This is a genomic window from Dyadobacter sp. 22481 (assembly GCF_052044875.1).
In the GTDB taxonomy this organism is placed as follows: Bacteria; Bacteroidota; Bacteroidia; order Cytophagales; family Spirosomataceae; genus Dyadobacter; species Dyadobacter endophyticus.
Map to the genome: position 1 here is coordinate 2,090,412 of NZ_JBQENV010000001.1, position 26,520 is coordinate 2,116,931.

Genomic DNA, 26,520 nt, shown 5'->3' on the forward strand with positions numbered 1-26,520 from the left:
ACAAATACAATGAAAAAGTATTTTCAACTGGGCGAAGTGTTTTCTTACTTCATCCGCGTTTTCAAAAAGCGCGACCCGAATAACCCCGATTCGTTCAACTTGCGCATGATGCACGGGATCAATCGTATCTCGATCGTCATGTTTTTGATTTGTGTGATTATCATGATCGTCAGAGCCTTAACACGATGAACCTTGAATCGCTGCGGGATTACTGCCTGAAATTGCCCGGCGTAACGGAAGAATTACCATTTGGCCCCGATACGCTGGTATTTAAAGTGGTGGGAAAGGTATTCCTGCTTACGCCGCTGGATTCGCCGCAGCATCAGTTCAATGCGAAATGCGACCCGGAAAAAGCGGAAGAATTAAGAGAAAAATACCCCGACGTGAAGCCGGGGTACCATATGAGTAAAAAGCATTGGAATACGGTGCTTGTGACCGGCAGCATTCCGAGCGAAGCGCTTTTTGGCTGGGTGAAAGACTCCTACGACCTGGTTGTGGCCGGTTTACCGAAAAAATCGCAACTGGAATTAAAAGATATTGTGTAATGTCAGTCTGAGCGTATGGGGCCGTCCCATGCGCTCAGACTGATATCCGATTATTTCGCCGCTTTCATTTCTTCATCCAGTCGCTTGCTCAACGTGTCGCAAACGCCTTCGATCAGATCGGCCATTCCCCGGTCGTTTGTGGCAGTCAGCAGGGTGTCCGCGATACCGCTCATGAGTTCGATATAGAAGCGTTTCATTTCAAAAACCTCCATATCCTTGGTCCAGAGATCGATTTTCAGCGTTCCGCGGTGGTAATGGTCCCATACGCCGATCGCGATCGCGCGGGTGTCGTTGATACCTTCATTCGGGTTATCGGTCGCGTCCCAAAAGATCTTCTCCGGTATATTTTTTTCGTCTAGTTCAACGGTGAAATGTATTTCTGACTTTTTCATAAGAGGTGTTAATTTTTACAAAAGTAAGCATTTGAACCCAAACGGGCAGTCCAAATCAGGGAAGCCCAACTTACTTCCCCGACTGACTGAACACTTTTTTCAGTAAATCGGTCACCCGCGCACCCGGATTCTCACGGATTTTCTTTTCCTCCTGCGCGATCAACACGTACAGGCCGTCGATCGTCTTTTGCGTCGCGTACGCCTTCAAATCGGGGTTCACCTTTTTAACCAGGGGAATCTGATTATAAGTTTTGACAATGTCCGCATAATACTGCGTCGCTTTGTTGAGTTTCAAGGTACTGTCAACTACCGGAAAGAATGTCTTGAAAAGCTCATCGTTAGTACTTTTCTTCAAATATTGCGTTGCCGCGTCGTCAGAGCCTTTCAGAATGCCTAATGCGTCGGGGACGGTCATGGATTTAACCGCCTTAAAAAAAATCGGCTTGGATTTTTTGGCAGCGTCCTCTGCGGCGCGGTTGAGCGACAATGTAAATTTATCAACCTGTTCCCCAAGTCCCATTTTGCGCAGCGTTTCGGCCACTTTTTGCGCTTCGGGCGGTACAGCGATCTTAATCAGCTCATTTTTGAAGAAACCATCCAACTTCGAAGCGGAGTCCGAACCGATACTGACACCCACGTTCAACGCCTCTTTCAAGCCCTGAACGATCTCATTCTCACTGAGTCCGCCACTTTTCCCACCTCCCTTGCCGAGCAACTTCCCGAGATTGAACTGTGCTTGCGAAGTGTGTCCTAAAATGAGCCAAAACAGCGTTAATGAAAGGATTTTGTATTTCATTATAATAGAGTTTGTTAATATTTCACTACGGTTCAAACGTACTCAATAACGATTAATTTTACTTATTTTTGGGAAAATAACGGTCCCATTTAACCTGTTGAAAACCTATGATTTCCTCCGCCAGGGCTGAAATAATCACGATCGGTGACGAGATTCTTTTTGGTCAAATCGTCGACACGAATACGCAATGGATTGGCACCCAACTGACTGACATCGGTATCCGTCCGGCAAGGAAAACTTCTGTTGGCGACAACAAGCAGGACATCCTGGATGCATTTACGCAAGCCAGCCAGCGTGTGAATGTGGTGATCGTAACCGGCGGCCTCGGGCCCACGCGGGACGATATTACGAAGCACACGTTCTGCGAATATTTCGGTACCGAGCTAGAAATCCACCAGGACGCCCTGACGCTCATTACCGAATTTTTCGCCAAACGGGGCCGCGCCATGACCGAGCTGAACATTCAACAGGCAGCGCTTCCCAAAAACTGTACCTACATTCCGAACCTCTGGGGAACAGCCCCAGGCATGTGGTTCGAAAAGGACGGGGTCATTTATGTGTCGCTCCCCGGCGTTCCTTATGAAATGAAGAGTTTGATGGAATTCGAAATCCTGCCACGGCTCAAAGCCCGATTTTCTACCCACATCATTCAGCATAAATCGATTCGTACGATCGGCATTGGAGAATCTTTTCTTGCCGAAAAAATCTCCGCCTGGGAGGACGCATTGCCCGAGCACATTAAACTGGCTTACCTGCCGCATTTCGGGCAGGTAAGGCTGAGGCTTACCGGTACCGGCACGGATCAGGATGTTCTGGAAAAAGAATTGGCCCAGCAGGTTTCATTGGTTATGCCGTTGATCGAAGAACACGTATTCGGTTACGATTCAGACGAGCTCGAAACCGTGATCGGCAACCTTCTGATAAATAGCAATGCGACAGTAGGCACCGCTGAAAGTTGCACCGGAGGCTATGTTGCCAACCAAATCACGAGTATTCCCGGCTCATCGCGGTATTACGAAGGCTCGGTGGTGAGTTATAGTAATGATGTTAAAATGAATGTGCTGGGTGTATCGCACGAAACGCTTGAAGCCTACGGTGCGGTGAGCGAACAAACGGCGCGCGAAATGGCCGAGGGCGCACGCCGATTGCTGAACACCACATTTGCCATCTCAACTACCGGTATCGCAGGGCCCGACGGTGGCACAGCAGAAAAGCCGGTGGGCACCGTGTGGATCGCCTGCGCGACGCCCGAGGAGACCTTTACCCAATTACTGACATTAAGGAACAACAGAAAAATCAATATAGAATTAACCTGCTCTTACGCACTCAATCTGTTGAGAAAAACCATTTTAAAAACTTCTCTCGCAGTAAAGGGGTAAACGAAGATCAGCATCAAAGAGGTAACGAAAGCATGTTTTCATTACCTTCGAAAAAACACCCAGTATGAAAATAGTTGAAATGGTAATGCCTCCGATGGGGGAAAGCATCATGGAATGCACCGTGCTTCACCTGCTTGCAGAAGAGGGGGCGAAAGTGCGGATCGATGACTCCATCCTGGAAGTGGCTACCGATAAAGTAGATACCGAAGTCCCCTGCCCTTACGAGGGAACACTTACCAAATGGCTCGTCAAGATCGACGATGTGGTTCCGATCGGCAGTGCTGTCGCGCAGATAGAAGTTGACGATGATGTGGTTGCACAGGATGCCGGCTCGCCGCTTTTAACAGCTGTGGAGGAAGAAGCAGACGTAGCTGAAACGGTAGCGGTACTTGAAAAAGACTTTCAAACGGCTGTCAGCAGAACACCGGAGCCGGTTTATGAATATGCTCCAACAGATACCGCGGCCAACTCCTTCTATTCACCGCTTGTGCTTAGCATTGCGCGCAACGAACAAATCCCGGTGGATGAACTGAAAGTGATCAAAGGAACGGGGCTCGAAAACAGGGTTACCAAGGACGATATTCTCTCCTATGTGGAGCACCGGCGCAAAAAGGCACCGGTTATAGCTGCGCCAGCCACTTCGCTGAATGGCAGCAACGAGATCATCGAAATGGACCGCATGCGGAAGATGATCTCCCAGCGGATGGTGGAATCGAAAAGGATTTCAGCGCACGTTACCTCGTTCATCGAAACGGATATGACGCCGGTTGTCAGCTGGCGGGAGCACGTCAAGGCAGATTACCGTAAGAAAACGGGCGACAGCATCACATTTACCCCTATTCTCATTGAAGCGGTCGTAAAAGCCATCAAGGATTATCCGCTGATCAACATTTCGGTGGAGGGCGACAAAATCATCAAAAAGAAAGACATTAACATAGGAATGGCCGTGGCATTACCGGACGGGAACCTGATCGTACCGGTCATTCACAATGCCGACCGTTATGACCTGCCAGGCCTCGCCCGCAAAGTCAACGACCTCGCGAAACGAGCACGGGAGAATAGGTTAAAAGCTGACGACCTAGCAGGCGGTACCTATACAGTTTCAAACATCGGGGCATTTGCAAACCTGATGGGAACGCCGATCATCGTTCAGCCTCAAGTGGCGATCATGGCGTTCGGAGCGATCAAAAAGAAACCAGCGGTGATCGAAACACCGCAGGGCGATTTGCTCGGTATCCGCAGCATGATGTTCGTTTCACATTCGTACGACCACCGCGTGGTGGACGGCTCGCTGGGCGGCTTGTTCCTGAAACGCGTGAACGATTATCTCGAAAACTTCGATATTAGCCGAACCATAATCTGATGCTGAGATTGACCCTGGACATGGACGATGTGCTGGCGAATACCCACGAAAAGCTCGTCGACATCGTCCTCGCAGACTTTTCGACCGTGTTGAACCGGGAGGATTTCCAGACAAAGGGATTAAGGGAACTGCTGCACCCGAAACAGCTATCGAAGCTGCACAAGATCATGGATACGCCCGGCTTTTTTGCGGATATCCCGGTAAAAGAAGGCGCAATTGAAACCGTGCACAAGCTTTCCAGATATTACGAACTGTTCGTCGCCACAGCCTGCATGGAGTTCCCCAATTCATTTCGCGATAAGTTCGATTGGCTTAAAAAGCATTTTCCATTTATTCCGTGGACGAATGTAGTTTTCTGCGGATATAAAAGTATTATCCAGTCGGACTACCTGATCGACGACCATGTGCGTAACCTGGCGGCATTCAAAGGCAAGGGAATCCTTTTTTCAGCCCCGCATAACCTAAGGGAAACCAATTATAAGCGCGTTTCAAGTTGGAAGGATGTGTCAGAACTATTTTTGCATAGCGTATGAAACTGTTATTGATAGAGGACGAGCCGAAAACATTGCAATCAATTCGGCAGGGGCTGGAAGAGAATGGCTATGATGTCGATATAGCCTATGATGGGCTGATCGGAAAGCAACTGGCACGCAGCAATGTTTACCAGCTAATTATCAGTGACATTATCATTCCCGGCATTAATGGGATCGAGCTATGCAGGGAAATACGCAGCTGGGGCGATGAGACCCCTATCCTCATGCTGACAGCCCTTGGCACTACCGACGATAAAGTAACGGGCCTTGATGCCGGCGCGGACGATTACCTGGTCAAGCCATTCGAATTTAAAGAGCTGCTTGCGCGTGTACGTGCGCTTACGAAGCGTGGATCGACCATTTCGCATACGGCACAAGTTTTAAAATTTGCGGATCTTGAAGTATCGTTGGACGCCAAAACCGTTTATCGTTCGGGTAATAAGATTAATCTGACGGCTCGGGAATTTAACCTGCTCGTATACCTGATCCGCAATCAGGGAAGAGTTATTTCAAAGGTCGAGATTGCGGAACAGGTCTGGGACATCGGTTTCGACACAGGTACCAATGTCATTGAAGTATATGTAAATTACCTTCGCAAAAAGATCGATAAAGATTACCCGGTAAAACTGATCCACACCCAGTTCGGCATGGGTTATGTGCTCAAAGTAGAATAAGCTATGCAAATCCGCACCCGACTTACGGTTCAGTTTTCCTTGCTGGTAAGCGGTATTTTGCTGGTCACCTTTCTGGCCGTCTACTTTTTCACCTATTATAACGTAACCGAGGACTTTTACGACCGGCTACGCTCGAAAGCCAAGTCTCAGGCGGAGCTTCTGCTGAAAGTACAGGTGCCGCTCATCAATGCAGAGGTGCTGAAAGCCCTCGACGAAACCAACCGTGATCTGATCTACGACGAGAATATCTTCATTTTCGACGAAAAGAACCGGCTCATTTACAGTAACTCTACCTCTCCGCAGCTCAAAGCATTGCACGTCTCCAACTACTGGCTCGACGAAATCCGCAAAGCAGGCCAGATCCGGTACGACGACGGAGACTACAAAGTGGTTGGGCTCTACTACAAATACCCCTTCAACAAGGCGGTGGTTATGCTCGGGGCGAAGGATTTGTACGGGCAGGCCAACCTTTCGAACCTTAAAACGTTGTTGACCGTCCTTTACCTCATTGTCACGTTCGTGGTGGCGATCGTAGGATGGATATTCTCGAAACGTGCATTGAGGCCTATTTCAAAGGTTATGAATGCGGTGGAAGGCATCCTGCCCCAAAAGCTGGATACGCGGCTGAATGTACCTAACCAGAAAGACGAGATCGGGCGGTTGACGGTCACATTCAATAAACTGCTCGACCGTATCGAAACGGCCTTTCAGATGCAAAAGATCTTTGTTGCAAACGTCTCGCACGAATTGAAAAACCCGCTTACTAAGATCAAATCGCAATTGGAAGTCAGCATGCTGAAAGAACGGAATCCGCTCGAATACCAGATGACGATCCGCTCCGTGCTCGAAGACATTCAGGAGCTGGGCCAGCTCTCGAACACATTGCTGGAACTTGCCAAGGTAAGCGAAGATCAGCGCGACCTGCTTACGGAGCTTATCCGCGTAGACGACCTCCTGCTCGACTGCCGTATGAACCTCGCGGAGGCGAATCCGGCCTACAACATTTACCTCAACTTCGACGAGCTCCCGGAGGACGATACCTGGCTCGAAATCACCGGCAATACGACACTGCTCAAAACGGCTTTCCTGAACCTGATGGACAATGCCTGCAAATTTTCGGACGACAACACGGTGAACGTTTGCCTGCACCCGTCGCGCGGGCAGCTCGGGCTTACTTTTGCCGATACTGGAAAGGGAATTCCTGAGAAAGATAAAAGCCTCGTTTTCCAGCCATTTTACCGCAGCGACAACACCGCGAGCATCAAGGGCTACGGCATTGGGCTTTCCCTTGTCGAACGCATCGTAAAGCTACACAATGGCAGCATTAGCATCCAATCCAACATTCCCAAGGGTACTACCTTTCGCCTAACTTTTTTGCGTCTCTAAGCAAATTCTAACTTATTATTAACGCCTTTTTAAGTATTGTTGATCTTATTTGTATTGTCGATAGGGCGTAAAGATATCCCAATCGCAAATTCAAAGGATTTCATTTTTTGTGGTGTTAATAAGCAAATAGGCAGGCGTCTCTCACGCCTGCCTATTTTTTGTGGCTATTCTAGCGTCTTGCGGTTCTGGCTGTCTTCGACTACGCCCAGACCGACATACGCACTGCGCTCAGACTGACATAGGCACACACTCGGGGTGACCTATCGGAAATTGTCAGTCTGAGCGCAATCGAAGACGAGCTTTACAGCAAAAAGCCCCTCGCCGAATCGACGAAGGGCTTTGCAAAATGTCATTTTATCAGTTCTTCTTTCGAATCTCAATAATCTTCAACCTGCTCAGCAGCTTGATCACCGGGTAGGTCGGATCGACTTCGAACCATTTTGAACCGAAGTTGATCGAGTTGGGCCGTTTGTGGTGGTTGTTCTGGAAAAGTTCTCCCATCATCAGGAAATCGAAGATCAGGGAGTTTTTGGACTTATCGTCGTTATCGAAATTCTGGTAGCCGTATTTATGTCCGCTCCAATTAACGATCGCGCCGTGGATCGGGCCCATCAGGAAGTGGATCGGCAACAGGAAGAAGAACGCCCAGTGCATATCCAGATAAATGTAGGCAAGCACATAAAATGAGAGGTAGATAAGTCCCCAGCCAACCCGGGAAATCCAGGAATCACCGAGCTTCTCTACAAAATTCCATTCAGGGTAATTTCTTTCAAACTGCGACTCGATGGCGCGTTTGCGGTTCAGAACCGCATTGTAGATATTTTTCGTCTCCCACATCATCGTGAACACGTTTTTGGTATGATGCGGGGAATGGGGATCTTTTTCGGTATCGCTGAACGCGTGGTGCATCCGGTGCAGGATTGCATATGCACGCGGGCTCAGGTACGAGGAGCCTTGAGATAAATAAGTGAGCAAATAGAAGAACCGTTCCCAGGGCTTACTCATAATGAACATCTTATGAGCGGAATAGCGGTGCAGGAAAAAGGTTTGACAGAATAGTGACAAATACCAATGTACAACAAATACAATCAGGACTATATACATGGAACGGCGTAAAATAATAATATACTAAACTTTGTACAAAAGTAAGTGCCAAAGGTTAGAAAACCGAAATTTCCCAAACTAAATTTGGAATATAGCCATAGGCCTTACGGGCACCCGAAGCATCACTCGCCTACTCGATCATGAATGCGTAGCTAAGCAGGTTCGCCCCCATTTGTAACGCCTTCCGGCGCATTTCTTCGGGATCGTTATATACACTCTGGTCTTCCCAGCCATTTCCCAAATCGGTTTCGTAGCTGTAATAGCAGATCAGCCGTCCCTGCCAGATCAGCCCAAAGCCTTGCGGTTGTTTTCCGTCGTGTTCATGTACTTTGGGTAGGCCGTCGGGGAATTTGTATTTCATATTGTAGATCTGATGATCATACGGAAGTTCTACGAACGAGAGTTCGGGAAAGACCTTCTTCATTTCCCGGCGTATAAACTGGTCGAGCCCATAATTGTCGTCCACATGCAGGAACCCACCCGAAAGCAAGTAGTTTCTCAGGTTCTGTGCTTCCGCATCGCTGAAAACGACGTTCCCATGCCCGGTCATATGCACAAACGGGTAGGAGAAAATATCAGGACTGCCCACTTCCACCACGTCTTCAACCGGATTGATATTCATTTTAAGCTCCGCATTGCAAAACTTTATCAGATTGGGAAGTGATGTTTTATTGGCATACCAATCACCCCCTCCGCCATATTTGAGCTTGGCGATCTTTAGAGACGATTGCCCGTACGAGGTGACGGCGGTACAGAGTAAAAAGGCGATAACGAGGAGGCGGGGCTTCATGGGTTTAATGAGTGAATGTGCGAATAATTTTTAAAAGATTGAATGATTGACCGGGTCTCCGGTGCAATGATTGAATAATCTTGAGTTGATCCATGAAGACTAAAATTCCTTTGCTAAAACCTGAAAACAATTCAGTCATTGCACCGGCGGCCCGGTCAGTCATTCGGTCATTCAAAATTCACTCATGCCATCATTACAAAATCTGCGCCAGGTTAATGGCGTGGCATCCTGCGACGGCGGCGGTTTCTGTTCTGAGGCGAGTAGGGCCAAGTGAAACCGTTTGAAAACCGTTTTCAAGGGCCAACTCCACTTCTCTTGGACTGAAATCTCCCTCCGGGCCGATCAGCAGTCTGGTGTCGCTACCTTTTTTAATTCTACCAAAAACGTGCTCCACGATGTTTTGCTCAGGAACATAGGCAATCAGACGGATAGCGTCATCAATGCTTTTAATAAACGGCTCGTACTTGTTATTTACTGTAATTACCGGCATATAATATTGCTGCGACTGCTTCATGGCGGCGGCGGCGATGCGGTTCAGCCTGGTCAGGTTCACGACGCGATTCAAAGTCTCAGGGTTGGTATGTTCCGTCACAACAAAATCGATGCGCTCCACCCCTATTTCGGTCATTTTCTCCACCATCCATTCATTCCGTTCGGCCTTGCGCGTGGGCGCGATCGCCATATTGACGGCGAAATTCCTCCGGTCCGTCATTTTGGACTCTATCACTTCATAACCTACTTTACGTCCCTGAATGTTGAGCCGGCATTTTTGCAGCAGGCCTTTGCCATTTGTGACGTAAATCATGTCGCCGGAACCCAGCCTCAAAACCTTCGAACTATGCCTTGCTTCCTCTTCGTCGAGTTCAAAAACGTGAGGGTCAGGCTGGTAAAACAAATGCATTTTTCTAATATTGTAGTGATGTCGGCAAATACCAATGAAGCCTTCAAAAATATACAAAATATCGGCAACAGCACAAAATTTACAATCCCCGCAGAATTCTATCTGCACGAGGATTCAAAAGTTACAGTTTATAGGATATTCTCGCTATTTTATATTTTCAAAGGCATATTTTTAACCTGTTTCCGACTTTTTATCAAAAAAAACCTTCGAAACCGCGTTTTTTGAAACAGGGTTGTTTTATTGGAATAGTGCATTTTTTACTGACAATACTACCACGAACGCAATAATATTTTGTGGAAGGTTAATTTTTCCTAGCATTTATTTTTTGTAAATACATTTTTGCATTAATATTGTGCCGTTATAATTATTCGTCACCACTTTATCTAGTACTATTATGTCAAAGTCCAAGCTGGAATATATTTGGTTGGATGGCTACAAGCCGACCCAAAGTTTACGCAGCAAAACCAAAATTGAAAACGATTTTAGTGGAAAACTGGAAGATTGCGCAATGTGGTCGTTTGATGGTTCATCGACTGAGCAGGCTCCTGGCGGTTCTTCCGACTGTTTGCTGAAACCGGTTTACATTATTCCTGATCCACAGCGTAAGAATGGCTACCTGGTAATGTGCGAGGTATTGAACGCTGACGGAACTCCTCACGAATCAAACGGCCGTGCTACTATTGAAGATGGTGACAACGACTTCTGGTTCGGATTTGAACAAGAATATTTCCTTTGGGATAACGAAACCAACAAGCCTCTCGGCTTCCCTGCGGGCGGTTACCCTGCTCCACAAGGGCCATACTACTGCTCAGTTGGCGCAGCTAACGCGTACGGTCGCGAGATCGTAGAAGAACACCTTGACGCATGCCTCGAAGCAGGTTTGAACGTGGAAGGTATCAATGCAGAAGTAGCAGCAGGACAGTGGGAATTCCAGATCTTCGCAAAAGGTGCGCAGGAAGCTGGTGACCAGATCTGGCTTGGCCGTTACCTCCTGGAAAGAATCGGTGAGAAATATGGTGTTTCCATCAACTGGCACTGCAAGCCGCTTGGCGCGCTTGACTGGAACGGTTCAGGTATGCACGCTAACTTCTCAAACACTACTTTGAGAACTGCCGGAAGCAAAGATACTTTCGACAAAATTTGCGAAGCATTCCGTCCTGTGGTGAAAGAGCACATCGAAGTTTACGGTGCTGACAACCACCTCCGTCTGACTGGAAAGCACGAAACTGCTTCTATCCACGATTTCAGCTACGGTGTTTCCGACCGTGGTGCTTCTATCCGTATCCCTGTTACTGTCCCTGCAAAAGGGTGGAACGGATACCTGGAAGACCGTCGTCCAAACTCGGCAGCTGATCCTTACAAAGTAGCAGCTCGCATTATCAAGACTGTTAAATCTGCTATCTAATTCGCAGAACGAAACATATTTTTGCAAAATGACCACCTCGAAAAGGTGGTCATTTTGTTTTAACGCCTGAAAGATTTGCACAAAAAAAGAGCGCCTTCGGTAAAAGGCACTCTTTTACAAATTATGCATTGGAATCAGTCTTCGTCCTCGCTGCCAGTGAACGAGTACAACGTCGGATCGAGCTGTACATTACCGGTAGTGAAGGCTTTTACGAAATCGCTGATGATCTTGTCGTTGATCTCCGTTTTATTTAATCCCACTTCCAGGCCTACGCCGTATTCGAACTGGTCGTCGATCTCGACATGCTCGCGGACCGTAATTTCCTCATTTTCTTCGATCTCCTCGATGAATTCGGTCAGGAGCAGTTCAGCTTCGTCTTCCTGCTCGTCGCTGATCTTATAGTTTGCAGGGCGCTCATCAGGCGACACATAGTTTGGCATTTCCTTCTTCAACCGTTCCAGCGCTTCGTCGTACACGAGCGTTGAGTGGTGCAGGCGCAATGTAAAAATCAATGCGTCGTAAATGACCTCCTGATCTTTATACTTACCGACAAACTGGACGTGTGCATGTTCGTTATTATCGTCGTCATCCTCAAACTCGTCCTCTACATATATAAAGTTCGCATTCTCGGCCTTGCATTCCTCTTTAAGTTGAGCGATTTCTTCTGGATCAAATCCGGGATTCATATTCATTGTTTTTTGATTCAATTGCAAAATTACTCCAAAAATAACATTTCGCGGTACTTGGCAAGCGGCCAGTCTTCATCATCGATCAACAATTCGAGCTTATCGACGTGATAACGGATCTCATCGAAAAAGCCTTTCACCTCCGAACCATAGCATTTGGCGCGTTCGAACAGACCTTCGATATTGTTGGCCCTTTTGCGACTTTCGGTCATTTCGTGCACCAGCTTTTTTATCACCACCACGTGCGAAGAAATGTCGCGGATAATTTCCTTGATCGGCTCGGCTTCTTCCAGCATTTCAAGGTCGGTCAGCGAGCGGGCCGTCTGTGCGAGTTTGAATTGGTATTTCACGACCGTCGACACAATGTGGTTCAACGCCAGGTCACCGATCACGCGTGATTCTATCTGTAACTTCTTCACATAATTTTCCAGCTCGATCTCGTAGCGCGCGTGAAGTTCACGGGAGCTCAGCACACCGGTTCTTTCAAAAACCCCGACGGTCTTGTCTGTCTTATACGGGTATAGTGCATCATAAGTCTCACGGATATTACTTAACCCGCGTTTCGCTGCTTCCTCAATCCATTCATCCGAATACCCGTTTCCTTCAAAAAGGATGTTTTTAGATTCAAGGAAATAGCGTCTCAGTATCTCTACGGTTGCCACTTTCTTTTCCTCACCAGCTGCAAGGCGCTCATCCATTTCACGTTTGAAGTCGAGCAGCTGATTAGCGACGATCGTGTTCAGGATGATCATCGGCGACGCGCTGTTTTGTGAGCTGCCTACGGCGCGGTATTCGAATTTATTTCCCGTAAAACAGAATGGCGACGTACGGTTACGGTCGGTGTTGTCGCGTTGTAGGTTTGGAATACGGGTAATACCCAGTTTATAGTAGAAGTTCTCCCCTTTTTCAAGTGTAATTTCCCCTTTGTTAACGAGCTCTTCCAGCATGGTCGTAAGTTCTCCCCCCAAAAACACCGAAACGATCGACGGCGGTGCCTCGTTCGCTCCCAGGCGATGCTCGTTACCCGCGGACGATATGGAAGCCCGCAACAGATCGGCATGATCGTGAACGGCTTTCACCACATTCATCAGGAACGTCAGAAAGCGGAGGTTCTCTTTTGGTTTCGAAGTTGGTGCAAGCAGGTTAATGCCTGTATCCGTCGAAAGCGACCAGTTGTTGTGCTTTCCGCTCCCGTTAATACCGGCGAATGGCTTTTCGTGGAAAAGGACCTGAAAGTTATGCTTGTCCCCGATTTTCTGCATTAAGTCCATCAACAATGCGTTGTGATCGATAGCAAGGTTGACTTCCTCGAAAGTGGGTGCACATTCGAACTGGCCGGGAGCCACTTCATTATGGCGCGTTCTCACCGGGATACCGAGCTTCAACGCTTCGAACTCAAAATCCACCATAAATGCATTCACCCGTGGTGAGATCGAACCAAAATAATGGTCGTCGAGCTGCTGGCCGCGTGCGGGATTATGCCCGAAAACCGTCCGGCCGGACATCAGCAAATCGGGACGGGCATAGTACAATGCCTTATCGACCAAAAAATACTCCTGCTCGATGCCCAACGTCGGTGTTACCTTGGCAACATCGCGGTTAAAGAATTGGCAAACACCTGTTGCCGCCTTGTCGAGCGTCATCAGCGAGCGCAAAAGAGGCGCTTTGTAATCCAGTGCCTCTCCATTATAAGAGATAAAAACCGACGGGATACACAATGTCTTTCCGCCTGCACCATTGTCCATCAGGAATGCGGGCGAGCTTGGGTCCCAACCTGTGTAACCCCTTGCCTCGAAGGTAGCGCGCAAGCCCCCGCTTGGGAACGAGGAAGCATCCGGCTCCTGCTGCACCAACGCGCTGCCTTTGAATTTCTCTACCGCTTTACCATCCATAGTCAGGTCAAAAAACGAATCATGTTTTTCGGCAGTCGTTCCGGTGAGCGGCTGGAACCAGTGGGTATAGTGCGTCGCACCCTTGGAAATAGCCCACGATTTCATCGCGGCGGCCACTTCTTCGGCCACTTCGCGGTCGATGGTCGAGCCGGAGCGGATCGCGTTGGAGATTTTGGTATATGCCTCTGCCGAAAGCAGGGTCTTCATCACATCATCACTGAATGTATTGCTACCATAAAGGTCGGCTACTTTTTCTGTGGGAGGGGTCAAAACAGGCGAGACGCGGCCTTGCGCGATCTCAAAAGCTTTGGAACGAAAAGTCATGTATTTATTGATTTATATTAATTCTCCCCAAAATTATTTATTTACCGATACGAACCACAAATCCTCTCTACATTTTCACAATAGCTGTCCAACGGTTACCACAGGTTAACGCATTTTTAAGAACTTTGCAAATTGTTCATAGACACCAATGCTTAAGAGACTTGAATTTGTCGCCTTGTACGGGCTTGCCTGGGTTCTGATTTTCCAGTTTTTCCGTATCATTTTCCTGGCATATCATTATAAAAAGGCGCTCGAACTTCCCTCCTCGCTGTGGGTCGCAAGCGCGAGCCACGGCCTACCGATGGATATTTCCTTCGCCGCCTATATTCTGGCGATCCCTACATTGTTAATGATGTTCACGGGGCATCGCTGGGACTGGTACCGCAGGACGTTATCCATTTACACGATCATTATCGTATCGCTCATCACATTGCTGTCGGTCGTCGACCTCGAACTCTTCCGTGCCTGGGGTTTCCGGATCGACGCTACTTCGCTGCATTACCTCGAAACGCCCTCCGAAGCGATGGCATCGATGGGTGCGGCACCGGTTTTTCCGCTTCTTCTGCTGCTGGTCGGGCTTATTTTTCTGATCAACCGTATTTTACAAACCATTGTCCGGCGAATAACCGGCTCATTCCGGCGGTCGGCCCACCTATACATGATCCCCGCATTTCTTGTCATAGCCGGGAGCCTGATCATCCCAATCCGCGGCGGCTTCCAGCTCGCTCCGATGAACGAGAGTGCAGTCTTTTTCAGCGATAAGAGTTTTGCCAATTACGCGGCCGTGAACGTGCCATGGAATTACGTCCGGTCGTTGCTCAATGAGGGTTATTCCAATGAAAATCCTTTCAAATACGGTGAAGATTCGGAGGCTAACCATACGGTGGCGAATCTGTATAAAGCAAATGGCGAAACAACGCAAATCATCGACACCACCGGTAAAAAGAATGTGCTCGTAATTATTTGGGAAAGCTTTACGGCCAAAGCAGTGAGTTCGTTGGGGGGATTAAAAGAGGTTACCCCGCAATTTGACCGGATTGCGAAAGAAGGCCTGCTCTTTACCAATATATATGCGAGCGGCAACCGTAGCGACAAGGGTATGGTGGCTATTTTGAGCGGTTATCCCGCACAACCGACCACTTCCATCATTAAAATACCCAAAAAAACCGCCTCGCTGCCTTCTCTACCGACCATTTTCAAGGAGCGTGGCTGGCAAACTTCCTTTTATTACGGGGGCGAAACCGAGTTTGCGAATATGAAATCCTATTTCCTCCAACAGGGTTTCGACCGCATTATCGACAAAGCCGAGTTCGATTCCAAAGACATGAACTCTAAATGGGGGGCACACGACCATGTGGTTTTCAAGCGGTTAATGCATGATCTCGACCGTGAAAAGCAGCCATTTTTTTCAACAATATTTACGTTAAGCAGTCACGAGCCGTTTGAAGTACCCACCAAAACGATGATCCCGGGCAACGATCCGGAACACTTGTTCCTGAACGCATTACATTATACTGATGAATCTCTCGGAGCATTTTTGCGGGAGGCTAAAACCAAACCGTGGTGGAAGAATACGCTTGTCGTTATCATCGCAGACCACGGGCATCCGCTGCCGGAAACCCGGAAGGACAAGCCCTCGGAATTTCATATTCCCATGCTCTGGCTCGGCGGGGCGCTCACGGTCGCACCTGCCCGCGTGGACACATTGGCGTCGCAAACTGACCTGGCCGCCACGATTTTGAACCAAATGCACCTTCCCTCCGGAACTTTTGCGTGGAGTAACGACATTTTCAAGACAGGCCGCCACGATTTTGCCTATTTCGCATTCAACAACGGCCTGGGCTGGATGCGCCCCGGCGGGTTTCTCGTGCGGGACAACATCGGAGGGAATATCACCGAAAAAAAAGGCGCATTGCCACAGCAGGAAGAAGCGCTGGGCAAGGCCTACCTGCAATCTTCTTTTGGAGATTATTTAAAGCGTTGATAATAAAGGTGTAATTTTGCAGGATATTTAAAAACAATGAAAAAAGTCGCTTTTTATACATTAGGGTGCAAGCTGAATTACTCCGAAAGCTCTTCCATCGGCCGGATGTTCGAGGATAAAGGGTATACCAAAGTGGAATTCAACGAAAACCCGGATATATTTATCATCAACACCTGCTCTGTTACCGAGAATGCGGACAAGAAATGCCGCAAAATCGTACGTGAGGCCCAAAAAATCAATGCGGACGGCTACGTGGCGATCATCGGCTGCTACGCGCAGCTGAAACCGAAAGAAATTTCCGAGATACCGGGCGTAGATGCGGTTTTGGGCGCCGCAGAGAAATTTCGGCTGGTAGAATTGATCGATACATTCGAGAAAACGCCATCAGGGCAGCCCGCACAGGTAATCGCTTCGACGATTGACCATGCCGTAGAATACCACACCTCCTATTCGCTCAACGACCGCACACGTACGTTCCTGAAAGTGCAGGACGGCTGCGACTACCCGTGCGCCTACTGTACGATTCCGCTCGCACGGGGAAAAAGCCGCTCGGACAGTATTGAAAATATCGTAAAAGCCGCCCGCGACATCGCCTCCCGTGATGTGAAGGAAATCGTTTTGACCGGCGTCAACATCGGTGATTTTGGCTTGCGTAACGGTGTACGCGAGGAAACTTTCCTCGACCTGATCAAGGCTTTGGACGAAGTGGAAGGCATCGAGCGCTTCCGCATTTCTTCCATCGAGCCCAATCTGCTCACCGACGAGATCATCGAATTCGTGGCGCAGTCCAAACGTTTTGCCCCGCACTTTCATATTCCGCTGCAATCGGGTTCGAACAAGGTACTGGGGCTGATGAAACGCCGCTATAAACGCGAATTGTACACCGAGCGTGTTGCGAAAATCAAGGCGCTTATGCCGGATTGCTGTATTGGCGTGGACGTAATCGTAGGCCATCCAGGTGAAACAAAGGAGCTTTTTGAAGAAACCTACCACTTCCTGAATGAACTGGAAGTATCCTACTTACACGTATTTACCTACTCTGAAAGGGAAAATACAACGGCGCTGGCTATTCGCCCCATAGTTTCAAAAAGCGAACGCGCCGAACGCTCGAAAATGCTGCATATCCTTTCGGACAAGAAAAAACGCTTCTTCTACGAAAGCCAGATTAGCAAAGAAGGCAAGGTGCTTTTTGAAGACGAAGTGCAGAATGGCCGGATGCTCGGCTTCACAGGCAACTACGTTCGCGTAGCCGTGAAATATGATCCGCTGCTGATCAATGAGACCAAAGATGTGCGGTTTGATCATATCAATCCGGAAGGCTTGATGGAAGTCACTGAAGTTGCCGAAGAGATACTGGTACACTAGGCTCCGCGCGAGCGGCTTGGGCTAAAGCCCATGTCCGTGGGCAGCCGTCGAACCCCAGGCTGAAGCCCGGGGTTGAGGGATATCGTAGCCCAACCCAAGGCTTCAGCCTGGGGATAGGATAGCCTGGGGATAGCGTAGTAGCCAAAGCCCAATAGCATAAAAGCCCGGCCAAATTGGCCGGGCTTTATTATTTATTCTTATAGTTTAGATTAAGCTTCTACAAGAAACTCGTCGTGCTGGCTTACATCCAGACCTACTTTCTCATCTTGTTCAGACACACGAAGCGGGAGGATCAGGTCAGTGATTTTCAGCAGCAGGAATGAACCGCCGAACGCGAATACCGATACACCTACCAGCGCAATCACGTGGTTGATGAACAGTTTCGTTTCTCCGAATGCCAGACCCTGGTCAACTACCAGTGAGTTAACACCGCTGGTTGCGAAGATACCGGTCATGAGCATACCTACCATACCACCTACACCGTGGCAAGGGAATACGTCGAGTGTATCGTCCAATGTCGAACGTGTACGAAGGTGAGCGATGTAGTTAGAGGTGATCGCAGCCACAGTACCGATGAAAAGAGATGCAGGAACAGTTACGAAACCGGCAGCAGGCGTGATGGCAACCAAACCCACTACGGCACCGATACAGAAACCAAGGGCAGAAACTTTTTTGCCTCTTGCAGCATCAAAAAGAACCCACGCCAAACCAGCAGCACCGGCAGCGGTATTAGTAGTAGCGAAAGCCGAAACCGCCAATGGAGAAGCTGTCAGAGCAGAACCTGCGTTGAAACCGAACCAACCGAACCACAGCAAACCTGTTCCCAACAATACGAATGGAATGTTTGCAGGAGGAAGCACGTGGTCTTCCAGGAGCGACTTGCGACGTTTCAGGTACAAAGCACCAGCGAATGCAGCCCAACCGGCCGACATGTGAACAACAGTACCACCAGCGAAATCAAGCACACCCATTTTGAAAAGGATGCCATCTGCATGCCATGTCATGTGAGCCAATGGCGAGTAGACGAAAACACAGAACAGGATAATGAAAAGAACGTAAGAGCGGAAGTTGATACGCTCAGCCATCGAGCCAGTAACGAGCGCAGGAGTGATTACCGCGAACTTCAACTGGAACATTGCGAACAGGGCGAAAGGAATAGTACCCCAAACCGGGCCGTCCAAAACACCTTTGAACATGAAGTGTGACATTGGGTTTCCTACGAAACCGCCGATGTCTTCACCAAACGCAAGGCTGAAACCGAAAACTACCCACACCACACTGATTACACCCATCGCGATAAAGCTTTGGAGCATTGTGGAAATGACGTTTTTGGTATTGACCATTCCTCCGTAGAAGTAGGCAAGACCGGGAGTCATGAGCAGTACCAGCGCTGACGAAACCAGCATCCATGCCGTGTCGCCGGAATTGATGCCCTCCGTCACGATCTGTGTCGGAACATTGGGGACGAAGGCACCGAGGATGCTGATTACCAGGAGGATAATCAGTGGGATAAAGTTACGTTTTTCCATTGTAGTAAATTATTGTTGTTGTATTAGATTAAGAAGGTATTCCTGAAATGCTGTGTGTGTCTCTCTTAGAATTTGTAAATGAATGCCAATCCGAAAGTAGTTTGGCTGTTTTTGGTCCATGCACCTTTCGAATCTTCAAATTGTTGCGCTTCTCCTGCACCGCTCAGTTTAGGATATGCATCCAGGCGGAATTCAGGTTTTACGAGAATGTGTCCGTCGGCGAGGCTGATGTTACCGGTCAAAGTAACCGAATTAACTTTGGTCCCTGTTTTGGCGGCTGTGAGCAAACCTCTTACTCCGTTATCGTTATTGAAGTACTCGTAACGTGCTCCAATTCCGAAGTTTTCTGTGATAGCTGTGTTGGCATATACCGCAACACCACCCCATGATTCGGTCTTAAGAGGACCACCTGTGCCTTGATAGTCACCTTTTTGAGATCCGTACGCGGCGTTCAGACCCAATAGGAATTTCTCGGTCACCTGGAAGCTGGTAGTCAGGTCAAATACCTGGTAGAAACCGTCTGGCTGCTTACCCAGGGAATCTGTGTTAGCTTCGTTGCTTCCGATATAGTTCAGATAAACGTTCCAGTTTTCAACTGGCTTGAAGTACAGCTGGCTGATAATCCCCTTTGCGCGGTTGTTATCGCCTAATCCATCTACGTTGTTTACCACACCCACCATTAAAGATGCTTTGTCGGAGAATGCGTAAGTCGCTTTCAAACCTGCATGGTAGAATGGACCGTTGTTGAACAGGTTCGAAAGAGAGTAGTTGAAGTTGGCCGGTGCGTCGATCACTTCGTACCCGATATGCGTACCGAATTGTCCCGCTGTCATCGAGAATTTATCGGTAAACTTGTATGTAAAGTATGCTTGCTTGATCGCCAATGCGGTGCTGAACAGCGCGTTGCCGTAGTTACCCAGGTTGGCGTTGGGACCGAAAGTAAGGTCTACCACCGCTTCTGACTTCGCGTTGGTGTAAGCCACCTTAGCTTGCACGAGCCCGAGCGAGAACTGGCCCGATTTCTGATCGAACACCCTCGCATTTGAGGCACCCATGTTGGAACGGGATGCAGGTTTGTTGAAATTAGCCATGTAATAGGAATCCAGATAGCCAGAGAAAGCGAATGCTCCTTTTGCTTCTTCCCCATCCTTTGCTTCCGTCACCACTGCAGTATCTGCCTTCACCGCTTTCTTATCTTCTTCCGCCTTCGCAAAACCCAAAAAAGGAACCATCAAAGATAATACTGTACAATAGACTTTTTTCATAATTATATTCTGTTTAAGTTAATATTGTTCTCCGGCTGCATTACTGGATCAAATATTGTACTTAAATTATATTTATCAAATAATCTAGTCAAAATTTATATCAAAAAATCCAATTTTCTGATTTTTATCATGTTTTTTATCGTTTTTGAAACACAAAAACTAAAAAAATGCGATTTATATGAAAAATCGAATATTCTGCATAAGTCTGACAAAACAGAATTTTCTTCAAAAGGAGCTATTGTATTTATTAAGAAATTTTATTATTATAATGCCATTTGCAGAATCGAAAGGGCACAAAAAAAGCCTGCTGTGGAGCAGGCTTCGCATTTTTTATATTCAGCAGGGTCTATTCACCGTGCATCCATGCTTTTTTGGCAAGCAAAGTTTCTTCTTCCTCCTCGTTGTCCGGATCAGGCACACAGCAATCTACCGGACAAACCGCGGCGCACTGTGGTTCTTCATGAAAACCAACGCACTCCGTACATTTATCTGAAACTATGTAATAAAATTCGTCTGAAACAGGGGACTGCTTTTCCTTGCCGCTAACGATGGTGCCATCTCCAAAGTCCACTTCGTCTAAACTCGTTCCATCTCCCCAAGTCCATTCTACACCTCCCTCATAAATTGCTGTATTTGGGCATTCTGGCTCACACGCCCCACAATTTATGCATTCATCGGTTATCATTATAGCCATAGTCGCCGGATTGTTTATATTTGTTGCTATTCTTCTGATTAGGGTAACAAATATAACTATTTATAGTTTCCCAACAATCAGAAAAATAAAAACGGCACATGCCATTTAACTTTTTAGAGTCAGAGTAGAATGATATCAAGAATTCGGAGGATAAATGCATTCATCCGTCTGGGCCAGTTCATCGGCGACCCGGCTAACGAGGAAACGATCGCGGAATGGGTTGCAGGCGCCAAGAGTAAGAATAACTGGTTTACGCCCGCTAACGTAAGGTTGTCACTGAATGCGATTGCCGAACACTACTTAAACGGGGAAAAACTGAAAAGTTGGGCTGAAAGCTACCCCGAACCCGCCCAATCCCGCAAAATAGGCGTGGTAATGGCTGGAAATATCCCAGCGGTTGGCTTTCACGATGCCCTGTGCGTGCTGGTAAGCGGGCATACTTTACTGGCCAAACCCAGCTCCGACGACCCGCTGCTGATCCGCGCGCTGCTTGGCAAACTGACAGAAATCGAACCGGAGTTTGAGAAATACATTGATTTCGTAGAAAGACTGAACGATTCGGACGCATACATCGCCACCGGAAGCAATAACACGGCACGCTATTTCCATTATTATTTCGCCAAAAAGCCTAACATCATCCGTAAGAACCGGACTTCTGTGGCGGTGCTCACCGGCCATGAAACGCGTGAGGAACTCAGGGACTTAGCTACCGATATTCTCCAATATTTCGGGCTCGGATGCCGCAACGTTTCTAAAATCTTCGTTCCGTCCGGATATGATTTTACCGGGTTTTACCAGTCGATCGAAGAAATGGCGGACGACTTTGTAAATCACCACAAGTATTTTAATAATTACGAATACAACAAGTCCATTTACCTCGTAAACCGCATCGCCCATTCGGACAATGGCTTTTTACTGGCCACCGAAAGCGAAGCACTGGTCTCGCCCATCAGCGTGCTGCATTACCAGCCCTATGATTCGGTAGAACAGCTAAAAGTACTATTGCGGGAATGGGAGGATAAGATCCAATGCATTGTGGCCGGGCCCGAACTGCATTTGCCGGAAGCCCTGCCATTTGGCGGCGCGCAAACACCCGGCCTCTCGGATTATGCCGACGGTATTGATACGATGGCTTTCCTGGCGGAGATCGCCTAAGCCTTCCCTGACCTTCCTGATGCCCACACAAGGAAATCAGGAAGGACTCTGGCCCACGTTTCGGGATTGTGCATTCCTTCTTTCACCTCCACATAGCGGATATCCCGGCCCCAGACATAGCCTTTCCGTTCCAGCTCGGCAATGCATTCGAGCGTATCCTGTATCGAGTCGATCACCCCGTCGCCGTCGCGATCGTCGTACTCGTCCCAGGTCCCGCATTGAAACCAGAAATTCAGCGGAGCAAACCTTTTGGCGTCCCGGATTTGTCGATGCATAATTCGATCCGCCTCGGAATAACCTTTATCCAGCGCCTTTTGCCGCCACCACAGCGAGCCGGAAAAGGTCCCTGCTTTTGAAAATACCTCAGGATGGTTCCAGACCGCGTCCAGCGCCATTAACCCACCCAGCGAGCATCCGGCATAGGTTATACCGTTTGCAACGGTATAATAATGATGTGCCAGATACGGCAGCAATTCATCCAAAATAAATGAGGTGGTAAGGCCTGCTTTGCTCCCTCGGCCCGCGTAATCGGGCTGGCGGGCGGTCCCGTACTCAGATATGCGTGCATCGTGCGCGTGTACGCCCGCGATTACGCACGGAGCGATCTTCCCTTCCGATTGCAGCGTCGTCGCAGTTTCGGCCATTCGCAATGCTTCGAAATCCTGGCCGTCGTTGAAAAGTATCAGCGGATATTTGTCCGCCCCCGAAAACCCCGGCGGCAACAATACGGTCACAGTCACCTCCCTTTCCAGGAAGGCGGAATGCAAGGCGATTTTGACGGACACTATTTCGGAGGAAGACGCGGCTCGATTCACTGCAAATACTCGGCTATGGATGAAAATAAAACCTGAAAGTTAATAATTTGCTTCCTATGATTTGTTTTGTATATTTCATTTATCAACTATAAACCGTCTTTGTTTGGAAGAGAAGCACATTAAATACTATTCTCATCATCTCGACAAGGAAGTGGAGATGCTTGTTTTCGGCAACTGGGGCTACCCTATCCTTCTTTTCCCAACAACCCTCGGCCGGTATTATCAGGCCAAAGACATGGGGCTGATCGAGTCGGTCCGGTGGCTCGTCGAATCGGGTAAATACAAGATATATTGTGTGGATACGATCGATGCCGACTCATGGTACGGAAAGCATCTCAACCCGGAGTTTCGCGTCGCGAACCATATTCAATATGACAAATTCCTTAAAAACGAGCTGGTACCTTATATCAGTAGGGAATGCAATGTGGATAAGATTGGCGTTGCGGGTTGCAGTTTCGGCGGTTTTCATGCAGCTAATTTCGCCCTTCGTCATCCCGACCAGGTTGCCTACCTGATCAGTATGAGCGGCATATTCGATATCCGCGGTTTTCTCGACGGCTTTTATGATGATACGGTGTATTTCAATAATCCTGTTGATTTTATGCCTAATGAACAAGGCTGGCGTTTCGGCCACATGAAGATCGTTCTTGGTACTTCCGACTGGGACATTTGCCTGAACAGCAATATCCGGATGTCCAACATCCTCAACAACAACGGTATCGAACACTGGCTCGACATTCGCGGCTGGGAAAAGCACGATTGGCCGCTCTGGAACAAAATGTTTCCAGATTACCTGTCACGTATCGTTTTGCAATAATCAAAACACAACTCAAAAGCCTGATATGAAAAAGATTGGAATCCTGTTTGGAATGGAAAACACCTTCCCGAACGCATTTATCGAAAGAGTCAACAGTAAAGGTGAGGACGGCATTATCGCAGAGGCCGTCACCATCGATAAAGTGATACAAGCCGCGCCGAGCGAATATGCCGTGATTATAGACCGCATTTCGCAGGACGTGCCTTTTTACCGTTCGTTCCTAAAAAATGCCGCAATTTCCGGCACGGCGGTGATCAACAACCCGTTCTGGTGGAGTGCTGATGAGAAGTTCTTCAACAATGCATTGGCAGAGAAGATCGGTATCCCTGTGCCTAAAACAGTGCTTTTACCTTCCAAACAACGCCCTGACAACACGACCGAAACCTCATTCCGTAACCTCGCATTTCCGATGGCGTGGGAGGAAATATTTCAATATGTAGGTTTCCCCGCCTACATGAAGCCCCATGACGGCGGTGGCTGGAAGAGCGTTTACCGGGTCGTAAACCCACAGGATATGTGGATCAAACATGAGGAAACGGGCCAGCTGGTGATGATGTTGCAAGAAGAGATCATCTTCGACGACTATGTGCGCTGCTATTGCATTGGCCAGAAAGATGTGCTCGTAATGCCTTATGAACCGCGTAACCCGCACCATTTACGCTACGCCGCCGATTTGAAAGCCCAGGGCGAGGAGCGGGAAAAGCTGCTGGAAACCATTAAAGATTACACATTGAAACTCAATGTCGCATTGGGTTATGATTTCAATACGGTCGAATTTGCGGTACGTAACGGGGTTCCTTATGCGATCGACTTCTGCAACCCTGCACCGGATGCCGACATTTACTCGGTTGGCCGCGATAATTTCGAATGGGTGGTGGAAGCCGCGGCCAATATGGCCATCGAAAGGGCAAAAACGCAAGTTCCGGGGCAAATTAACCTTACCTGGGGCACATTCATTAATCAGGCGGTGAATGGCATTCCGGCGGCAGTAGCCCCGCCGACCGTAGCGGCAGCTGAACCAGTGGCGGCCCCAGCCAAGACAGCCAAGACAAAAGCTCCGGCAAAACCAATTAAAACGGCAGAAAAAGCGCCGGCACCCACAAAAGAGGCTGGTCCTTCTAAAGAAGCCTCCGCCACCGAAGTGAAGGTAAAAACGGTAACGCCGAAAAAGCCGGCCAAATCCCTGGGCCCCATCGCTACGGAGCCTATCGCCGTAGCCGAACCGGCAGAACCCAAAATCTCTACTACCAAAGCGACCGCGACGAAAGCGCCTGCGAAAAATTCCAAATTGAAGAAATCCTGATAAATTAAAATTCAGCCGCTTTTGCACTATGGCAACATTCACCCTGGGAATTGAAGAGGAATTTCAAACGATCGACCCGGTTACCCGGAACCTGCGGTCGCATATGTCAAAGCTGGTTGAGGATGGAAAAATAACGTTGAAGGAGCGTGTGAAGGCCGAAATGCACCAGGCCGTAGTGGAAGTCGGGACAAATATCTGCCACAATATTCAGGAAGCGCGAGAGGAAGTGACCTACCTGCGCCGAATGATCCTGGACCTGGCCGAAAAGCAGGACCTGCAAGTGGCCGCCGCCGGAACGCACCCTTTTGCAGACTGGGTCGACCAGTTGATAACGCCCGACCCACGCTACGACGAGATCATCGACGAAATGCGCGACGTGGCACGTGGCAACCTCATTTTCGGGCTGCACGTGCATGTAGGCATCGAGAGCCGAAACGAGGGGATACAAATCATGAACGCGGTTCGTTATTTTCTGCCCCACATCTACGCATTATCTACCAACTCGCCGTTCTGGTGCGGGCGCAATACCGGTTTCAAATCGTACCGTTCCAAGGTTTTTGACAAATTCCCCAGAACCGGTATCCCCGATTTCTTTTCGAGCGCGGCCGAGTATGACGAGTATGTTGCATTACTGGTCAAGACCAACTGCATCGACAATGGCAAGAAAATCTGGTGGGACATCCGTGTCCACCCGTTTTTCAACACGATCGAGTTCCGCATGTGCGACGTACCCATGCGCACAGACGAGACCATTTGCCTGGCCGCGATCATGCAGGCGCTCGTAGCCAAAATCCACAAGCTGCATAGCCAGAACCTGAGCTTCCGCCCCTATCGCAGGATGCTCATCAACGAAAACAAATGGCGGGCTGCGCGGTACGGCATCAGCAGCAAACTGATCGATTTCGGGAAACAGCAAGAGGTGGAGTACAAAATCCTGATCCACGAACTGCTGGAATTTATCGATGATGTGGTGGACGAGCTAGGCAGTCGGAAGGAAATCGAATACATTCATCAAATACTCGAAATGGGCACCGGCGCCGACCGCCAGCTAGCCGTTTTCGAAGAAACCGGTAGTTTGAATGCGGTTGTAGATTATATTGTTTCCGAAACCAAAATCGGTATCTAGGTAGAATTAAATCAAACTTTTTACCCGGAAACCGAACTAATCAGTAACACATTTGTTTAAGATAGGTTACCCGATTCTATAACACTAACGGCCCGATTGCTGACACGTCGGGCCCCATTTGACAATGACCACTCATGAAAATCATTTCCGGATCGCGATTCTGGACATGTATGCCGGGCACCCCAACGAGGGAATGCGATGTATCAAAAAAATCATCACCGCATTCGGAGAGCAGGAAAGCACGCCCGTCGAATTCACTGTCTTTGATGTAAGGCAAAAGCTCGAAGTGCCTGGAAT

25 protein-coding genes are annotated in these 26,520 nt (G+C 48.5%); 14 read left to right on the forward strand and 11 right to left on the reverse strand.

Features of this window, described 5'->3' with window-relative positions; translation table 11 throughout:
* Positions 1 to 9 precede the first annotated feature (9 nt).
* The gene (locus ACTJJJ_RS08140; RefSeq protein WP_090379576.1) at positions 10 to 189 is read left to right on the forward strand and encodes a DUF6728 family protein; all 180 of its coding nucleotides are present in this window, start codon (positions 10 to 12) and stop codon (positions 187 to 189) included.
* Positions 186 to 545 carry an MmcQ/YjbR family DNA-binding protein gene (locus ACTJJJ_RS08145; protein WP_188928752.1) on the forward strand — a complete coding sequence of 120 codons (360 nt, stop codon included), beginning with the start codon at positions 186 to 188 and terminating at the stop codon, positions 543 to 545. Before ACTJJJ_RS08140 ends, ACTJJJ_RS08145 begins: the two co-directional genes overlap by 4 nt.
* A 50-nt stretch (positions 546 to 595) precedes the next feature.
* Here the strand turns inward: ACTJJJ_RS08145 and gldC are convergent, their stop codons facing one another.
* Both gldC and ACTJJJ_RS08155 read right to left on the reverse strand, forming a co-directional pair.
* Positions 596 to 937, reverse strand: a complete 342-nt coding sequence (gene gldC / locus ACTJJJ_RS08150; RefSeq protein WP_188928749.1) for a gliding motility protein GldC — start codon at positions 935 to 937, stop codon at positions 596 to 598.
* Between the two features lie 70 nt (positions 938 to 1,007).
* The gene (locus tag ACTJJJ_RS08155) at positions 1,008 to 1,733 is read right to left on the reverse strand and encodes a DUF4197 domain-containing protein (protein WP_426294154.1); all 726 of its coding nucleotides are present in this window, start codon (positions 1,731 to 1,733) and stop codon (positions 1,008 to 1,010) included.
* Positions 1,734 to 1,840: 107 nt separating this feature from the next.
* On the opposite strand from ACTJJJ_RS08155, the gene ACTJJJ_RS08160 reads away from it, so the two are divergent.
* The 5 genes from ACTJJJ_RS08160 to ACTJJJ_RS08180 all read left to right on the forward strand — a co-directional run bounded on the left by ACTJJJ_RS08160 (position 1,841) and on the right by ACTJJJ_RS08180 (position 7,068).
* Complete coding sequence (locus ACTJJJ_RS08160) at positions 1,841 to 3,112, forward strand: competence/damage-inducible protein A (RefSeq protein ID WP_426294153.1); 1,272 nt, start codon at positions 1,841 to 1,843, stop codon at positions 3,110 to 3,112.
* Positions 3,113 to 3,176: 64 nt separating this feature from the next.
* A complete protein-coding gene (locus ACTJJJ_RS08165) occupies positions 3,177 to 4,475 on the forward strand; it encodes a dihydrolipoamide acetyltransferase family protein (RefSeq protein ID WP_188928744.1) in 1,299 nt (432 codons plus the stop codon).
* Positions 4,475 to 5,008, forward strand: coding sequence for a 5' nucleotidase, NT5C type (locus ACTJJJ_RS08170; protein ID WP_188928742.1), 534 nt, complete (start codon positions 4,475 to 4,477; stop codon positions 5,006 to 5,008). The genes ACTJJJ_RS08165 and ACTJJJ_RS08170 overlap by 1 nt, the downstream gene beginning before the upstream one ends.
* Positions 5,005 to 5,682: a response regulator gene (locus ACTJJJ_RS08175; protein ID WP_188928740.1), complete on the forward strand. Its 678-nt coding sequence runs from the start codon at positions 5,005 to 5,007 to the stop codon at positions 5,680 to 5,682. The genes ACTJJJ_RS08170 and ACTJJJ_RS08175 overlap by 4 nt, the downstream gene beginning before the upstream one ends.
* Before the next feature lie 3 nt (positions 5,683 to 5,685).
* Positions 5,686 to 7,068 (forward strand): sensor histidine kinase, encoded by a 1,383-nt coding sequence (locus tag ACTJJJ_RS08180; RefSeq protein WP_188928739.1) that lies wholly within the window; start codon positions 5,686 to 5,688, stop codon positions 7,066 to 7,068.
* Positions 7,069 to 7,425: 357 nt separating this feature from the next.
* On the opposite strand, the gene ACTJJJ_RS08185 is transcribed toward ACTJJJ_RS08180, so the two are convergent.
* The 3 genes from ACTJJJ_RS08185 to ACTJJJ_RS08195 all read right to left on the reverse strand — a co-directional run bounded on the left by ACTJJJ_RS08185 (position 7,426) and on the right by ACTJJJ_RS08195 (position 9,863).
* The gene (locus tag ACTJJJ_RS08185) at positions 7,426 to 8,172 is read right to left on the reverse strand and encodes an acyl-CoA desaturase (protein WP_188928737.1); all 747 of its coding nucleotides are present in this window, start codon (positions 8,170 to 8,172) and stop codon (positions 7,426 to 7,428) included.
* A gap of 130 nt (positions 8,173 to 8,302) precedes the next feature.
* Positions 8,303 to 8,962, reverse strand: a complete 660-nt coding sequence (locus tag ACTJJJ_RS08190; protein ID WP_188928735.1) for a DUF4159 domain-containing protein — start codon at positions 8,960 to 8,962, stop codon at positions 8,303 to 8,305.
* Between the two features lie 193 nt (positions 8,963 to 9,155).
* Positions 9,156 to 9,863 (reverse strand): RsmE family RNA methyltransferase, encoded by a 708-nt coding sequence (locus ACTJJJ_RS08195; RefSeq protein WP_188928733.1) that lies wholly within the window; start codon positions 9,861 to 9,863, stop codon positions 9,156 to 9,158.
* Positions 9,864 to 10,257: 394 nt separating this feature from the next.
* On the opposite strand from ACTJJJ_RS08195, the gene ACTJJJ_RS08200 reads away from it, so the two are divergent.
* Positions 10,258 to 11,268, forward strand: a complete 1,011-nt coding sequence (locus ACTJJJ_RS08200; protein WP_188928731.1) for a glutamine synthetase beta-grasp domain-containing protein — start codon at positions 10,258 to 10,260, stop codon at positions 11,266 to 11,268.
* Positions 11,269 to 11,402: 134 nt separating this feature from the next.
* Here the strand turns inward: ACTJJJ_RS08200 and ACTJJJ_RS08205 are convergent, their stop codons facing one another.
* Entirely contained in the window at positions 11,403 to 11,954 is a 552-nt protein-coding gene (locus tag ACTJJJ_RS08205) for a hypothetical protein (RefSeq protein ID WP_188928729.1), read from the reverse strand.
* A 29-nt stretch (positions 11,955 to 11,983) separates the two neighbouring features.
* A complete protein-coding gene (locus tag ACTJJJ_RS08210) occupies positions 11,984 to 14,170 on the reverse strand; it encodes a glutamine synthetase III family protein (protein WP_188928727.1) in 2,187 nt (728 codons plus the stop codon).
* A 148-nt stretch (positions 14,171 to 14,318) separates the two neighbouring features.
* On the opposite strand from ACTJJJ_RS08210, the gene ACTJJJ_RS08215 reads away from it, so the two are divergent.
* Both ACTJJJ_RS08215 and mtaB read left to right on the forward strand, forming a co-directional pair.
* Positions 14,319 to 16,154: an LTA synthase family protein gene (locus ACTJJJ_RS08215; protein WP_440701697.1), complete on the forward strand. Its 1,836-nt coding sequence runs from the start codon at positions 14,319 to 14,321 to the stop codon at positions 16,152 to 16,154.
* A 36-nt stretch (positions 16,155 to 16,190) separates the two neighbouring features.
* Entirely contained in the window at positions 16,191 to 17,519 is a 1,329-nt protein-coding gene (mtaB, locus tag ACTJJJ_RS08220; RefSeq protein ID WP_426294151.1) for a tRNA (N(6)-L-threonylcarbamoyladenosine(37)-C(2))-methylthiotransferase MtaB, read from the forward strand.
* Positions 17,520 to 17,728: 209 nt separating this feature from the next.
* Here the strand turns inward: mtaB and ACTJJJ_RS08225 are convergent, their stop codons facing one another.
* The 3 genes from ACTJJJ_RS08225 to ACTJJJ_RS08235 all read right to left on the reverse strand — a co-directional run bounded on the left by ACTJJJ_RS08225 (position 17,729) and on the right by ACTJJJ_RS08235 (position 21,007).
* Positions 17,729 to 19,048, reverse strand: coding sequence for an ammonium transporter (locus ACTJJJ_RS08225; protein ID WP_188928721.1), 1,320 nt, complete (start codon positions 19,046 to 19,048; stop codon positions 17,729 to 17,731).
* 65 nt (positions 19,049 to 19,113) lie between these two features.
* On the reverse strand, positions 19,114 to 20,313 hold the full coding sequence (locus ACTJJJ_RS08230; RefSeq protein WP_426294150.1) for a porin: 1,200 nt from the start codon (positions 20,311 to 20,313) through the stop codon (positions 19,114 to 19,116).
* Positions 20,314 to 20,659: 346 nt separating this feature from the next.
* The gene (locus ACTJJJ_RS08235; protein WP_188928719.1) at positions 20,660 to 21,007 is read right to left on the reverse strand and encodes a 4Fe-4S binding protein; all 348 of its coding nucleotides are present in this window, start codon (positions 21,005 to 21,007) and stop codon (positions 20,660 to 20,662) included.
* A gap of 129 nt (positions 21,008 to 21,136) precedes the next feature.
* Here ACTJJJ_RS08235 and ACTJJJ_RS08240 point away from each other — a divergent pair, with 129 nt between their 5' ends.
* Complete coding sequence (locus tag ACTJJJ_RS08240; RefSeq protein WP_426294149.1) at positions 21,137 to 22,162, forward strand: acyl-CoA reductase; 1,026 nt, start codon at positions 21,137 to 21,139, stop codon at positions 22,160 to 22,162.
* On the opposite strand, the gene ACTJJJ_RS08245 is transcribed toward ACTJJJ_RS08240, so the two are convergent.
* Positions 22,159 to 22,947, reverse strand: coding sequence for an alpha/beta hydrolase (locus ACTJJJ_RS08245; RefSeq protein WP_426294148.1), 789 nt, complete (start codon positions 22,945 to 22,947; stop codon positions 22,159 to 22,161). The genes ACTJJJ_RS08240 and ACTJJJ_RS08245 overlap by 4 nt on opposite strands.
* Positions 22,948 to 23,080: 133 nt before the next feature.
* Here ACTJJJ_RS08245 and ACTJJJ_RS08250 point away from each other — a divergent pair, with 133 nt between their 5' ends.
* The 3 genes from ACTJJJ_RS08250 to ACTJJJ_RS08260 are packed head-to-tail and all read left to right on the forward strand — an operon-like array spanning position 23,081 to position 26,223.
* Complete coding sequence (locus ACTJJJ_RS08250) at positions 23,081 to 23,794, forward strand: esterase family protein (RefSeq protein ID WP_426294147.1); 714 nt, start codon at positions 23,081 to 23,083, stop codon at positions 23,792 to 23,794.
* 25 nt (positions 23,795 to 23,819) lie between these two features.
* Positions 23,820 to 25,097, forward strand: a complete 1,278-nt coding sequence (locus ACTJJJ_RS08255) for an ATP-grasp domain-containing protein (RefSeq protein ID WP_426294146.1) — start codon at positions 23,820 to 23,822, stop codon at positions 25,095 to 25,097.
* 28 nt (positions 25,098 to 25,125) lie between these two features.
* On the forward strand, positions 25,126 to 26,223 hold the full coding sequence (locus ACTJJJ_RS08260) for a carboxylate-amine ligase (protein WP_426294145.1): 1,098 nt from the start codon (positions 25,126 to 25,128) through the stop codon (positions 26,221 to 26,223).
* The last annotated feature ends 297 nt before the right edge of the window (positions 26,224 to 26,520 follow it).

Excerpts from the sequence above, each read along its gene's own strand:
- ACTJJJ_RS08140 (WP_090379576.1), top strand. The coding sequence starts at position 10 with ATGAAAAAGTATTTTCAACTGGGCGAAGTGTTTTCTTACTTCATCCGC.
- ACTJJJ_RS08145 (WP_188928752.1), top strand. The coding sequence starts at position 186 with ATGAACCTTGAATCGCTGCGGGATTACTGCCTGAAATTGCCCGGCGTA.
- gldC (WP_188928749.1), bottom strand. The coding sequence starts at position 937 with ATGAAAAAGTCAGAAATACATTTCACCGTTGAACTAGACGAAAAAAAT.
- ACTJJJ_RS08155 (WP_426294154.1), bottom strand. The coding sequence starts at position 1,733 with ATGAAATACAAAATCCTTTCATTAACGCTGTTTTGGCTCATTTTAGGA.
- ACTJJJ_RS08160 (WP_426294153.1), top strand. The coding sequence starts at position 1,841 with ATGATTTCCTCCGCCAGGGCTGAAATAATCACGATCGGTGACGAGATT.
- ACTJJJ_RS08165 (WP_188928744.1), top strand. The coding sequence starts at position 3,177 with ATGAAAATAGTTGAAATGGTAATGCCTCCGATGGGGGAAAGCATCATG.
- ACTJJJ_RS08170 (WP_188928742.1), top strand. The coding sequence starts at position 4,475 with ATGCTGAGATTGACCCTGGACATGGACGATGTGCTGGCGAATACCCAC.
- ACTJJJ_RS08175 (WP_188928740.1), top strand. The coding sequence starts at position 5,005 with ATGAAACTGTTATTGATAGAGGACGAGCCGAAAACATTGCAATCAATT.
- ACTJJJ_RS08180 (WP_188928739.1), top strand. The coding sequence starts at position 5,686 with ATGCAAATCCGCACCCGACTTACGGTTCAGTTTTCCTTGCTGGTAAGC.
- ACTJJJ_RS08185 (WP_188928737.1), bottom strand. The coding sequence starts at position 8,172 with ATGTATATAGTCCTGATTGTATTTGTTGTACATTGGTATTTGTCACTA.
- ACTJJJ_RS08190 (WP_188928735.1), bottom strand. The coding sequence starts at position 8,962 with ATGAAGCCCCGCCTCCTCGTTATCGCCTTTTTACTCTGTACCGCCGTC.
- ACTJJJ_RS08195 (WP_188928733.1), bottom strand. The coding sequence starts at position 9,863 with ATGCATTTGTTTTACCAGCCTGACCCTCACGTTTTTGAACTCGACGAA.
- ACTJJJ_RS08200 (WP_188928731.1), top strand. The coding sequence starts at position 10,258 with ATGTCAAAGTCCAAGCTGGAATATATTTGGTTGGATGGCTACAAGCCG.
- ACTJJJ_RS08205 (WP_188928729.1), bottom strand. The coding sequence starts at position 11,954 with ATGAATCCCGGATTTGATCCAGAAGAAATCGCTCAACTTAAAGAGGAA.
- ACTJJJ_RS08210 (WP_188928727.1), bottom strand. The coding sequence starts at position 14,170 with ATGACTTTTCGTTCCAAAGCTTTTGAGATCGCGCAAGGCCGCGTCTCG.
- ACTJJJ_RS08215 (WP_440701697.1), top strand. The coding sequence starts at position 14,319 with ATGCTTAAGAGACTTGAATTTGTCGCCTTGTACGGGCTTGCCTGGGTT.
- mtaB (WP_426294151.1), top strand. The coding sequence starts at position 16,191 with ATGAAAAAAGTCGCTTTTTATACATTAGGGTGCAAGCTGAATTACTCC.
- ACTJJJ_RS08225 (WP_188928721.1), bottom strand. The coding sequence starts at position 19,048 with ATGGAAAAACGTAACTTTATCCCACTGATTATCCTCCTGGTAATCAGC.
- ACTJJJ_RS08230 (WP_426294150.1), bottom strand. The coding sequence starts at position 20,313 with ATGAAAAAAGTCTATTGTACAGTATTATCTTTGATGGTTCCTTTTTTG.
- ACTJJJ_RS08235 (WP_188928719.1), bottom strand. The coding sequence starts at position 21,007 with ATGGCTATAATGATAACCGATGAATGCATAAATTGTGGGGCGTGTGAG.
- ACTJJJ_RS08240 (WP_426294149.1), top strand. The coding sequence starts at position 21,137 with ATGATATCAAGAATTCGGAGGATAAATGCATTCATCCGTCTGGGCCAG.
- ACTJJJ_RS08255 (WP_426294146.1), top strand. The coding sequence starts at position 23,820 with ATGAAAAAGATTGGAATCCTGTTTGGAATGGAAAACACCTTCCCGAAC.
- ACTJJJ_RS08260 (WP_426294145.1), top strand. The coding sequence starts at position 25,126 with ATGGCAACATTCACCCTGGGAATTGAAGAGGAATTTCAAACGATCGAC.